The sequence below is a fragment of the Chryseobacterium formosense genome, assembly GCF_900116415.1.
GTDB classification, from domain to species: domain Bacteria; phylum Bacteroidota; class Bacteroidia; order Flavobacteriales; family Weeksellaceae; genus Chryseobacterium; species Chryseobacterium formosense.
The window spans coordinates 452,608-465,162 of record NZ_FPAP01000001.1; the positions used below are offsets into that span (position 1 = coordinate 452,608).

Below are 12,555 nucleotides of genomic sequence, written 5' to 3' on the forward strand. Positions count from 1 at the left end.
ACAAATTACTTATTAAAGTAATTTTGCGATACTTCAAAGAATATTAGAAGCATTCGCTTAGATTCTCGGATTGAAAACTGGTAATTTTTAGACAACGAGAGGATAAGCAAGATGCTCACGACCTAGGCGTGGGCTCTCTTATCGTTGTCAGGTATACCAGTACCCCAATCCGTTAAGTAGAGTTCCACGCCGTTTTTTTTCAATGCTGTCCGCAATCTCTACAAAAAAATCTAAGCCCGCTTCCTAAAACATAGTATCAGATTACAGGATACAATAGGAGGGTACAACCTATTGCGGCTTTAAATAGCTCACACGGGACACAGATTTCATTCATATTAAATTCTTTCCGGTGCCTTGCGGTCACTGCTTATAGAACCTCACCAGTCCTTTTTCATACCAAAGGGCATCAGGAAAGTTTTTATCCATCGATGAATCCATCACATTAATTACAAAAAATAAAAAAACAAAAAAGCCCCTTCCCATACAGTTTGACGACATAGGGAAAGAGCAGATCAGTAATTAATTTAACGATTAAAAACCTTTTACAAATCTATGAAAAATTCCTATTACAAGATAGGAGGTATTTTCTTTGGCCTTATGCTGACCGCTGTCAGCACCAACACAAAAGCCCAAACACGCACCATTTCAGGTACCGTTACTGCATCCAACAAACCTCTTTCAGGAGTAACAATCTCCCAAGAAGGAAGCAATCAGGTTACGACCACCAGCGAAAACGGAACCTATACATTACAGGTTTCAGCAGAAAATCCTATCCTATTGTTCAGACATCCTGATTATGCTGAAGAACGAATCACAGCAACCAATCAGACCGTCGTCAATATCAGCTTAGAACAAAAAGTAAAGGGAATCGAAGAAGTTATTCTCAACGCTGGCTACTACAAGGTTAAAGACAAAGAAAGAACCGGTAGCATCGCCAAAGTTTCAGCAAAAGACATAGAAAACCAACCCGTCACCAATGTCCTGTCAGCAGCACAGGGTAGAATGGCCGGGGTAAACATTACACAGAATTCAGGGGTAGCCGGTGGAGGCTACGATGTACAGATCAGAGGCAGAAACAGCCTTAGGACATTGTCCAACAGTGCGGTTGACGGTAATCAGCCATTGTACGTGTTGGATGGTGTGCCGATGTCGTCTCCTGTGACATCCGTATTCTCAACACAGATTCTGCCATTCCAAAATATCAATCCGCTCAACAGCATCAACCCCAATGATATTGAGAGCCTTGAAATTTTAAAAGATGCGGATGCAACAGCCATATATGGAAGCAGGGGAGCCAATGGGGTAATCCTAATTACAACAAAGAAAGGAAATAAGAACAAATCCAAGATCAGCATCAGCTCAAGCCTGGCATTCAGCAGTGTAGCATCCCGCTTAAACATGATGGATACCTCTGAATATATTGCCATGCGAAAATCTGCATTTGGTAATGATAACATTTCGACCTATCCTGCTACGGCTTATGATGTCAATGATGCCTGGGATGGCAATCGATATACGGACTGGCAAAAGACACTCATTGGCAAAACCGCTACTACTTCGAATACGAGCGTGGGATTGTCAGGTGGTTCTGACGGTTGGACGTATCGTATTAATGCCACTCACAATGAGCAGACCACGGTTTATCCGGCTGACTACCAATACAAGAACAATGTGTTGTCAATGGGTTTTACCCACAGGTCAAAGGATAATAAATTAAACATTTTACTATCGAATAATTTTTCACAGCAGTTCAACAATGTGATCAATGAGGATCTGACGAACATCAGTCTGTTTTTAAGTCCCAATGCACCGGCATTGTACAACGCTGACGGATCACTTAACTGGCAGAACAACACCTTTACCAATCCGATGGCCTCAACAGTGGTCACCTATCAGAATGATTCCAAGCAGATCAATAACAGTCTGAACGTTTCCTATCAGATCTTGCCGAACATTAGTTTCAGCGTCAATTCGGGATTCAACTATCAGAATTTCGAAGAGTTCAATCTCCGTCCCCATACGAGATACAATCCTGCGTTCAACTTTACCAGTGCGACCGGATCAAGTACATTTACCAGTTCGTTCTCGTCCTTTTCCTATAATATAGAACCCCAGTTAAATGCAGATTACAGGATTGGAAAAGGCAAGCTGAATGTTCTGATTGGTGCCACGCTCAACTCATCAGAATCAAAGCAATCCTCCATCCAGGGATCAGGATTCGAGAGCAATGCTTTGATGATGAACATCAATGCGGCAAAGACCAAGATTTTTTCAGACATCATCTCCAAAGAATACAAATACATGGCGGTGTTCGGCAGGATCAACTACCAACTGGATAATAAATATATTATTAATGTAACCGCCAGAAGAGATGGTTCCAGTAGATTTGGTCCCAACAACCGGTTCGCCAATTTTGGAGCAGTAGGAGCCGCATGGCTGTTTTCTAAAGAAAACTTCCTGAGCAACACAAGCTGGTTAAGCTTTGGTAAACTGCGGGGAAGTTATGGAATAGCCGGAAGTGATAATATAGGGGATGCCCAGTACCGTGATACCTATTCGGTTGCTTCAACAAGTATTTATAATGGTGTTGTGGGCCTTGTCCCCACAAGATTGTTCAATGGAAATTTCAGTTGGGAAAAAACCAAAAAACTGGAATTAGCGTTAGAGACTTCTTTTTTCAAAGAGAGAATAGGTCTGAATGTTTCCTACTACAAAAACAGGTCTGACAACCAGCTTGTCGGTTTGCCGCTTCCGTCAACCACGGGCTTTAGTTCGGTGCAGGCCAATTTAGACGCAACGGTAGAAAATAAAGGCTGGGAATTTGAATTGCGAACATCGCCGATCAAGACCAAAACCTTTTCATGGCAGTCCGATCTCAATTTGACCATTCCTAAGAATACGCTTCTTGCATTTCCAAACCTTGAAGGTTCGACCTATGCGAATCAATATGTCATCGGACAAAGTACGTCTATCGTGAAATTGTATGATTTTTTAGGAATTAATCCGGCAACAGGATTGTATTCATTCACCGATGTTAATGGTGATGGAAAAATCTCATCCCCCGATGACAACAAAAGTATAGAAGACCTGTCCGTAAAATTCTATGGGGGCTGGTCTAATCGCTTCAGTTACAAAAACTGGGATCTCTCATTTTTAATACAATTTACAAAACAGCGCAATTATAACTATCACAGCTATATGCCTGTAGCAGGAACGATGAACAATCAGGCACAGGAAGTCACTGATGTCTGGTCTCCATCAAATCCGACGGGTTACTATATGCCTTACAGCACAGGAGCCAATGCCGGAAAGAATGCTGCCCACGCTAATTTCATGCGCAGTACTGCTTCTGTAGGTGATGCTTCATTTATCAGATTGAAGAATGTACAGCTCAATTATAAAATTCCTGTTGAATTAGCATCCACACAAGTAGTCATCTATGTACAGGGACAGAATGTGCTTACCCTGACAAAGTACTTCGGAGTAGATCCAGAGTTTGTGGCAACAGGTTTTTTGCCGCCTTTAAAAACGTGGTCGATCGGAACTCAAATCAACTTTTAAAGCCTTACAAAATGAAAAATATTATCACCAATAGAATCAAAAGTCTGACAGTCAGTTGCATGATACTAAGTTCAATCTCATGCGAAAAATTTATCGATACCGAACTGCCCTATAATCAGATAGGGACTAATGAGGTTTTTTCAGATGTCTCATCAGCCAATGCAGCACTGGCAGGATTATATTCAGAACTGTGGAGTTCTTCCATAATCTCAGGGGATGTTACAGGTTCTGCTGCCATTCTCGGAACTTACACGGACGACCTTAACTGCTATGCTCCATATATTCAAAATGGTTTAGTCGATCTGTATAACAATGTGCAAATTCCGAGTAATACCATCGTGTATAATTTATGGTCAAAAGCCTATAAGCATATCTATTATGCCAACTCCATCATCAAAGGAGTCAAGGAATCCACTTCAATTTCCCAGCCAAATAAAGATCGGTTGATCGGAGAGGCTACGGTGTTGCGTTCTTTGCTATACTATAATCTTTCGCAGATCTTTGATGACATTCCCTATACGGATACAACGGATTATATCTACAACAGCCAATTGAAAAAAATATCAAAAGTTCAACTGATGGCTCAACTTGAAAATGATCTTACATCAGTATTAAATGGTCTCAGCGATCAATATGCCAATCAGGAAAGGATCTACATCAATAGAAAGGTTGCTGAACTTTTATTAGGTAAGGTTCTTTTAGTAAGTGAAAAGTGGAATGAGGCGGAAAACTTATTTTCACAAATAGTACAGTCACCGTTATATGTCTGGGAAACCGATCTGAGTAAGGTCTTCAATAAAACAGGCAAACATATTCTATGGCAGTTGAAGCCGGCAAATTCCACAGATGCAACGAAAGAATATCTGCTTTATAATTTTACAACAAGCCTTCCGACAACATTTGCACTGTCGGATGCATTGGTCAATTCATTCGAACAAGGAGACCTAAGAAAGCAGTCATGGATACTGCCAACGGTCATCAATGGGAAAACCTATTTCCGCCCGATGAAATACAGAAATCCTGTCAATTCGAATACAACCGAGAATTCAGTTGTGTTTAGAATTGAGGAAGTATACCTGTTGTATGCAGAAAGCTTGACCCAGCAAAATAAAATAGCGGACGCTAAAGTTTTCGTCGACAAATTGAGACAGAGGGCGGGACTTGCACCATTGCCTTCCGGACTTTCAAAAGAGAATATGATCAACAGAATTGCAGACGAGTTCAGGCATGAGTTCTTTGCTGAAATGGGACACCGTTTTTTTGACTTGAAGCGGTTAAAGAAAATGGATATTATTGCTTTGTCCAAGCCCAGCTGGAAAAGCTTTCATAATGCTTTTCCAATTCCTGAGAAAGAACTGACCATCAATCCCAACCTTAATCCACAAAACCAGGGATACTGATGAGAAGGATTATTATGCTGATGCTATTGTGCATATGCCATCTGGCATATGCACAAAAAGACAGTGATTTTCTGTCTGCGGAAAAGAAGCAGAATGAGGCCTACGATATCCATGTGAAAAGTACCTCAAAAGATGGAAAATGGCTGGCGTTTTTTAAAATGTACGATGATAACACTGATACTCTTGTGATCGTTAATCGCAAAAAACCTGAAATTCAATATAAAAGGTTGAAAGTTTTAGACCATCGATGGAGCAGGGATCAACTGATTTTAAAATATAAAGATCGAACGGAGATCTTTGACTATGCTCATAACAAAAAAGAGATATTGCCAGCCTGCCAGACCTTCGGTATACTGGATAAAGAAAACATCCTTGCTCTGCATACTTCTCAGCAAGTATTACTATATGACCTTAAAGGTTATAAGGTCATTGACAGTATAGGAAAAGTCGTAAAGGTATTCTATATTGATGGTGGACTGTATTTGCAAGCTAAAAACAATAAAGAATATCATTTGTTACAGTGGAATGATGGTAAAGCAATCACAATCTACAGGTCTTCCGATCAGGTTTCGAATATCCTTGTTTTGCAGAATAATACATTATTGATTTTCGAAAAAAAAGAAAATCTGATACAGGATATTGTGTATTATGATGTTTCCTTGAAAAAAGAATATAGATTTTCCCAAGATCAGCGCATCAACTTTAATTCCTCAACCTCATACCAAAGAAGTGATGGGAAGATAATAATCAATGCTGAAAAAATTAAGGATAAGAGTAGGATGGATGCTCCGGAAATTTGGAGTACTTCTGATAATAATTTGATTGAGAAATTCAGGAAATCGGAGACGATGAAGTATCTATGGTCACCTAAGGAAAACAAGGCCATAGTTTTAGGTGATTCAAAATTAAACAGGGTTGTTGATATCGGCAACAAAGCTTATTTTCTGGCATTCAGCTTTTCTGAACTTCAGGATTATACATTAAAAAAGGCACCTGCTAAGGTTTACCGTTATAATGTTGTAGACGGCAGCTATGATCTTATAGATACGATAAGCTCTAACGTCAACTATTCTCCAGATGGTAATTATCTTATTTACAGGAATGGAAACAACTGGAAATTAGTAGATGTCAATTCAATGAAATATGAAAATATTGAAGATGTTGCCTTTTCTAATCCTTATTTTACCGATAAAAATAAAATATGTTTTGACGGGTCTGGAGGCATATGGGAATATGATATTGCAGACCGAAAGATCAGGCAAATCTTTAATAAAGAAAAAGGCAATTATAAAATCTTAAATTTTAATTACACTTCCAATTTTCCAAATTACCCTTTTGAGCTTTCTTTCTATTGCAAAGTTCTTGACTCGTTTAATTATATATTCGAAGTTAATAATGAATTGAATTTAACGAAATCAGTATTTGAAAAAGATGGCAACAAGTACCACAAAATGATCAACTCGACTCAGTCAAAAATTGTCCTTCAAAAAACTGATAACGCAAAAAAAGCCTACTTGTTTACAGAGGAAAATTTCAATCAGCCTAAGCAGATCATCGATGTTAGCAGATTTTACAATAAAAAAGTACTCTTCCGATCAAATAAAAAAGATGAAGCCCAATCGATGATTAAAGTTGAAACCATTAGGTATAAAAATGCTGAAGGAGTGGGGCTGAGAGGTATTTTATATTATCCTCTGTATTATAAAGAGGGAAAAAAGTATCCAATGGTAGTCCATGTCTATCAGATACAAAGTGATAAAATAAATCAGTTTCCACTGCTTTTGGAGAATGATATTGATACGGGGTTTAGCATCAGAACTCTTATTGAAAAAGGATATTTTGTTTATATGCCCGATATAGTTTTTGACAATAAGGGCACTGGAATTTCAGCATTGGATTGTGTCAATAGATCAATCGATGCCTTAATCGGAAAGCAGTTGATAGACTTTAAAAAGATGGCATTAACAGGACATTCCCATGGCGGATATATTACTAATTTTATAGCAACCCGTTCCGATCGTTTTGCAACCTATGTATCGGGTGCAGGCAATAGTGATATTATCAGGTCCTACTATTCCCTAAACGAAGAATTTATCAGCCCTTTTTACTGGCAGTTTGAGAACGGACAGTATGAGATGAAAAAACCATTTGTAAAGGATAAGAACCTTTATTTTATAAATAATCCTATCAATTATGTAGAACACGTATCAAAACCGGTACTCCTATGGACGGGAAAAAAAGATAAGAATATTGAATGGGGACAGGTCATGGAATTCTTTATTGGCCTTAAAAGAAATAACAAAGATGCAACCTTGCTTGCCTATCCTGACGAAGGGCATATATTTTCCTCAAAAATCAATGCCAAAGATCTTCACAATAGGATTCTTCAGTGGTTTGGGTACTATTTGAAAGGAGAGCAAAAACCTGACTGGATCGATTAACAATAGAAAAGGATGCCTTTCGGCATCCTCTCTTTTTAATTTCTGTGAAGCGTTACGCCGCACTCAGTATCACTCAGGAATTGCTGCATGACTCTTGGGGATCCACCCACCAATTCTGTGCAGATCGGACCACTTGTAGGGTTGCAGTCTACCTCTCCTACAACAATACATTTCTCATTGGGAGCTGATGCATCGAAGTAATAAGCAATTTCTGCTTTTTTGTCTGTTTTTGCTTTAATGGTTGCAAAAGCACTTCCGACACCGAATACTAGAACGGCTACGGGAATCAGGACTGTTTTAAGATTTTTCATAATAATAAGTATTAAGATGTGCCTACAATTAATTCAGGTTTTCGGCATTACCTGCGAAATTTGTCAAGTATCGGTTGCGCAAAATGATATTTGACAATTTCATTTCCAATTAGAATATATATGTATTCTCCAGCAATAAGCATATCCTTCACCTTTTCGCCATGGCTGTCAGGCACCAAAAAGCTTCCGGAATAATATTGCTGGTTGATTTTATACATATCAATGATGCTTGCTTTATTCCATTGCATAATTCCATCATGAGTTGCTTTAGAATTCGAGTTGACAAATAAAAGATTACCAGAAACGGTTGCATTTTTTACACTTTTCTGAAGCGGATTTTTTATTTTGTTTGATCCGTCAGGTAATTTTACGGTCTCCGTTTTTTGCTTTTTGTTAAAGCTGATCAGTTTAAATTTATTCTGTTGATGTGTTATGTTGTTGACGACAGTAAATTCATTTTTGTAATAGTACATGTAGATAAAATTCTTTTTATCAAAATCAGAAATCAATAGACCGTCATTCTCTATATAACCAGGATCTTGTGTTCCGAGAATGTCATAATGAAGATCTATTTGATGATCCTGATAAGTTCCAATGACAAAGGTTTTAAATTTTGAACTTTGGGATCTAAATAGAAAGGATGTATCTGATATTACATTCAGCTGATCAAAGTACATGTCATTTAAACTGACAGTTCGTAATGAATCAGCCTGATTTAAACTACCTTTATAAATAATAGGAACAGTACCATCATAAATGTAATAATACGGAAGCTGAAAAGTCACTCTTAAACTTTTGAACGAGTGTGATTTCGGATCTAAAGGGATTCTAAACTTTGAAAAACTCTGGAGATCCTTTTTTACAATGGTGAGGTTTAGAGGAGCTGTTGTATTTCCCAGATAGATGTTATTGTTATCCTGACCGATAAAATAAAACGAGTTATAATTTATATTGAGCCTTACTTCATCTTCTAAGACGTGCGGAATGTATCTTCTTGTAAAATTGTTATTTTTTCTTAATTGATTCTCTGATTGAATATAAAGTAAAAAGACACTCAATGAACTTAAGATCAATATGACCAAAACCAATGATAGATACTTTTTTGATTTCTGATTTCTATGTGCTTCAGATAAGCATATAGCGATCATCAATATAATGACACATATAGCATTGAAAATAAAGTGAGTTCTCCAACTCATATTCTCTAAAATACCTCCACACGAACAAGGTACAAATTCACTATACTCAAGAATTAAATAAATGTACATTGTAAAAGCTGACATAATTCCTAATGAAGAATATAAACCTATATACTTTGTTTTAGGAAACAGTAGGATTGCGACAATCATCAGTTCTATGATAATGACAAGATATGATACAATCCCGGCATAAGAACTTAATAAAGGTGATTGTGCGATTTGAACCTGAAAATTTTCGAAATCCAATATCTTGCTCACGCTTGCGTAAAGAAACAGTAGAATAAAAAAATAAGAGATAACTTCGCTAAAAATGAATGATAATCTTTTCATGGCTTTGTTGCTTAGTTGTTTAACAGACTTGAATCAATCTCCATTTGATCTTCCTTCCACAATAGTCAGGCATTTTCTCACCCTTGAATAAGGTGACAGTCGTTCTAAAATTCCCCATACTTTCCCAGATGCCGCTTTCCGGACATGGTAAGCCTGTGACAACTGATATGGAGGTTAGGGGAATCATAGGTCATGTAAAGTGATTAATTATTCGGAACAAGCCGCCAGTTGTCACCATCTCTTACCGGCGGGTCAGGATCTACAATTTCTCCTGATGTTTTGGCAGAATCTCCTTTCATCATGATGGTTTTTTCTATCTGATCAGATTGCTCATCACGCACATTGATTTCCTCATCTCGATGGGTACAGTTTTGCATAAAAACTGAAGCTATCGTTATACTAAAAATTGGGATAAACTTTTTCATTTTTAATTTTTTTGGTTGGTTATCCCGGCCGGATTGTATTAGAATTCTGAAGCCAAAGTTATCCGGCTGAAGCCACGAAAAAAACTACTCTATGGACCCATTTTAAAATAGATACGTCTCAATTTTAAAATTGATACAGGGATAAATAGCCTGTAAAGCCTTATAGATCGTGGATTGTAGCTTATCAGTTATAAGAAGCTTGCAACGCCTTGAAAACTGTCTTATTTAAACACAAAATGTTTAATTTTGAAATGGTGAGGTTCTAATAATCAGTATATGAAAAAGTTAAATTACTTTCTCGTCCTGTTTTCTGCATTTTCACACCTGCTATTTTCCCAGAAAAAAAAAGAAAGGACTTTCAGTGAGATCAGAAAGCACTACGAAAAAATGACCATTGATGACATGGATGCAATGCCCTATGTGAAATTGTATATCACGAAAGCAAAAAACGAAAATAACTTTCAGAGATTAATTCAGGGTTATAGAGATGGGAGGCAGTTTGACAGCCATAATAAAATCAAGTATGCCGACAGTGCCTTAGCGGTCAGCTTAAAGTACGGAACCAGTGATGACATCAGCAAAGATTATTTAAGTAAGGGAATCATCTACTATTTCTATCAAAAAAAATATAAGCTCGCTTTGGATCAATATCTAAAAGCTTATCAATATTCAAAAGGATCAAATGATAAGTATCATCATTATAAGGTGATCTATCATTTGGGGATTGTCAAAGAACATTTGGGGTATTATGACGAAGCCCTTGAACATTTTCAGGACTGTGTTACTTTTTATTCGTCAAAACCAAAATATGTCCTTCATGATAATGAGAAGTTCAATTACAAAAAGGCTTATTTGAATAGTCTTCACCAAATGACCGTCGTCAACAGATATCTTAAAAACTTCGTGAAAAGTGACAGCCTTAGCCGGTTGGGCTATCAATTGACCTTAAATGATCACGATTTTGCACTTGAAAACAGTTATTTTCTTAAATGCATAGGCATCTCAAAATTTCATAAGAAAAATTACGCTGAGGCAAAGAAAGACCTGGAAAGAGCATTGCCTGTTATTTTGAAGCGAAATGACTTCGCATGGGCTTCGGTCATTTATTACCATTTAGGCAAGATCTCCGAAGCTCAAAATAATGCAGGTCAGGCCATCCATTACTATGGTGAAATAGACAAGATCTTCGAAAAGCATCAATTTATACTCCCTGAAGTTTACAGGAGCTATCATTATCTTATTGAATATTATAAAAATAATAATATTGATGAGAGCAAACAGCTTTATTATACCAATCAACTTCTTAAAGCTGACAGTGCCATCTCAAAAGATTATCCTTATCTGTCCTCCAAACTTCATAAAGATTATGACCGTAGAACATTGATCGAGCAACAGGATGATATGGAGAAGTCCAGCCAAAGAAAAATAAAATTTGCAAAGGCCCTCATATTCTCTGGAAGCATTGTCATTGGTTTACTTATCGTGCGTTACAGTAAAGACCGGAAAATAAAAAAACAGTATGACATGCTTCAAAAAAGAATATCTGACGGTACTTATATTGTCAAAGATATTGTACAAGACGAAAATGTTGAAGACACATCAAGGAAAACCTCCTTGACACCAGAAATGAGCATTGAGATCAGAGAAAAACTGGAAAAATTTGAACTGGAAAGGCAATTTTTGAAGAAAGGACTGACCGAAAAGGACGTTGCGGTAAAGCTATCAACCAATTCCCATTATCTGTCGGTCTACATCAATGAACACAAAGGGATGAACTTCAATAAATATATAGCTGAGCTCAGGATCAACTATATCACCAATTTGCTCAATACCAATAACATGTACCTCCGCTTCACCATTGAGGCTTTGGCGAAAGAGTGCGGCATCGCATCCCGTCAGAATTTCTCGAACCTTTTCTTTGATATCAACGGCATACGACCGACCGATTACATCAAGAAGCGCAAACAGGAATTGGGAATTGCCTGATAGTGGCATGAATAAAGGATTTTTTGTAATTTTCTAAAAAAAGGACATGGTAACAAGAACTATTTTTAGAAAGATCGCTCAATTGTATGACGAATTAGAGTTAAGGATCAACGAAGTGTATGACGATGATGAAGACATGGTCAAGGTCGCAGAGCGTTCACTGATACTGATCGATGAATCCATCAGAAAGTTAAAGGAGATGATCACCAACCATCATTTTGAAACCATCGCCGAAGAGGTTCATTTCTTCAAAAAACTAAAGCCTCAGTTCATTTCAAAATTCATCTACTATTCCACAATTTTAGACCTCGAATCCCATAAACCGAATGCCGGGAACAAGACCTTGAAAAAATATTACGAGGCAGAACAGGAAAAACTCAAAAACTTTTATCTTGAACAGGCAGAATTTTACGGCTATTACCGTAGAGAGGCAACCTATCTCGACCATAAGGTGTTTGTCAGGAATTCATACGACCTGAAAATGAAATTATCATTCGGCTTCTACAATTTCGACACCAGCTTCACCACTTCTCATGATCATCTGATAGCGAGATTCATGGCCAGCCAGCAGATGGACAAATACCTGAAAAAACAACTTGAAAACTTAAGTGATAATGTCAGTACTAAAACCTTGTCACCATTGGTATGGTCTGCATCCAAGGTCGGTTTGATCGAATTGGTTTATGCGCTGTATCAAATGCGCTGTTTTAATGGAGGCAATATAGAACTTAGTGAGGTGATCAAATTTGTAGAAAAATCTTTGGACACGGATCTGGGCAACTTTCACAAAACGATTTTTGAGATCCGCAACAGAAAGCAGGGGCCCACCAAGTTTTTAAATCTGGTCACTGATCATCTCAATCAATATTTTTTAAATACAGACGGCGAGTGATCAAAATTTT

8 protein-coding genes are annotated in these 12,555 nt (G+C 37.6%); 5 read left to right on the forward strand and 3 right to left on the reverse strand.

All coding sequences use genetic code 11. The features are described 5' to 3' along the window. The first annotated feature begins 552 nt into the window (after positions 1-552). Genes BM371_RS02085 through BM371_RS02095 form a run of 3 tightly spaced genes read left to right on the forward strand, consistent with a single transcriptional unit; the run spans position 553 to position 7,402 of the window. On the forward strand, positions 553-3,561 hold the full coding sequence (locus BM371_RS02085) for a SusC/RagA family TonB-linked outer membrane protein (protein WP_034675231.1): 3,009 nt from the start codon (positions 553-555) through the stop codon (positions 3,559-3,561). Between the two features lie 11 nt (positions 3,562-3,572). Next, a complete protein-coding gene (locus tag BM371_RS02090; RefSeq protein ID WP_034675234.1) occupies positions 3,573-4,961 on the forward strand; it encodes a RagB/SusD family nutrient uptake outer membrane protein in 1,389 nt (462 codons plus the stop codon). Then, a complete protein-coding gene (locus tag BM371_RS02095; RefSeq protein WP_034675237.1) occupies positions 4,961-7,402 on the forward strand; it encodes an alpha/beta hydrolase family protein in 2,442 nt (813 codons plus the stop codon). Before BM371_RS02090 ends, BM371_RS02095 begins: the two co-directional genes overlap by 1 nt. Before the next feature lie 35 nt (positions 7,403-7,437). Here the strand turns inward: BM371_RS02095 and BM371_RS02100 are convergent, their stop codons facing one another. The 3 genes from BM371_RS02100 to BM371_RS02110 all read right to left on the reverse strand — a co-directional run bounded on the left by BM371_RS02100 (position 7,438) and on the right by BM371_RS02110 (position 9,667). Beyond that, entirely contained in the window at positions 7,438-7,713 is a 276-nt protein-coding gene (locus BM371_RS02100; RefSeq protein WP_034675239.1) for a DUF6520 family protein, read from the reverse strand. Positions 7,714-7,760: 47 nt separating this feature from the next. Beyond that, positions 7,761-9,242, reverse strand: coding sequence for a MauE/DoxX family redox-associated membrane protein (locus tag BM371_RS02105; protein WP_034675241.1), 1,482 nt, complete (start codon positions 9,240-9,242; stop codon positions 7,761-7,763). Between the two features lie 203 nt (positions 9,243-9,445). Then, positions 9,446-9,667 carry a hypothetical protein gene (locus tag BM371_RS02110; protein WP_034675244.1) on the reverse strand — a complete coding sequence of 74 codons (222 nt, stop codon included), beginning with the start codon at positions 9,665-9,667 and terminating at the stop codon, positions 9,446-9,448. Positions 9,668-9,943: 276 nt separating this feature from the next. Here BM371_RS02110 and BM371_RS02115 point away from each other — a divergent pair, with 276 nt between their 5' ends. Beyond that, complete coding sequence (locus BM371_RS02115) at positions 9,944-11,653, forward strand: helix-turn-helix domain-containing protein (protein ID WP_034675247.1); 1,710 nt, start codon at positions 9,944-9,946, stop codon at positions 11,651-11,653. 46 nt (positions 11,654-11,699) lie between these two features. Next, a complete protein-coding gene (locus BM371_RS02120; protein WP_034675250.1) occupies positions 11,700-12,545 on the forward strand; it encodes an RteC domain-containing protein in 846 nt (281 codons plus the stop codon). The last annotated feature ends 10 nt before the right edge of the window (positions 12,546-12,555 follow it).

Bases quoted from the DNA above. Each gene is read 5' to 3' on its own strand.
- BM371_RS02085 (WP_034675231.1), top strand. From the start codon at position 553: ATGAAAAATTCCTATTACAAGATAGGAGGTATTTTCTTTGGCCTTATG.
- BM371_RS02090 (WP_034675234.1), top strand. From the start codon at position 3,573: ATGAAAAATATTATCACCAATAGAATCAAAAGTCTGACAGTCAGTTGC.
- BM371_RS02095 (WP_034675237.1), top strand. From the start codon at position 4,961: ATGAGAAGGATTATTATGCTGATGCTATTGTGCATATGCCATCTGGCA.
- BM371_RS02100 (WP_034675239.1), bottom strand. From the start codon at position 7,713: ATGAAAAATCTTAAAACAGTCCTGATTCCCGTAGCCGTTCTAGTATTC.
- BM371_RS02105 (WP_034675241.1), bottom strand. From the start codon at position 9,242: ATGAAAAGATTATCATTCATTTTTAGCGAAGTTATCTCTTATTTTTTT.
- BM371_RS02110 (WP_034675244.1), bottom strand. From the start codon at position 9,667: ATGAAAAAGTTTATCCCAATTTTTAGTATAACGATAGCTTCAGTTTTT.
- BM371_RS02115 (WP_034675247.1), top strand. From the start codon at position 9,944: ATGAAAAAGTTAAATTACTTTCTCGTCCTGTTTTCTGCATTTTCACAC.
- BM371_RS02120 (WP_034675250.1), top strand. From the start codon at position 11,700: ATGGTAACAAGAACTATTTTTAGAAAGATCGCTCAATTGTATGACGAA.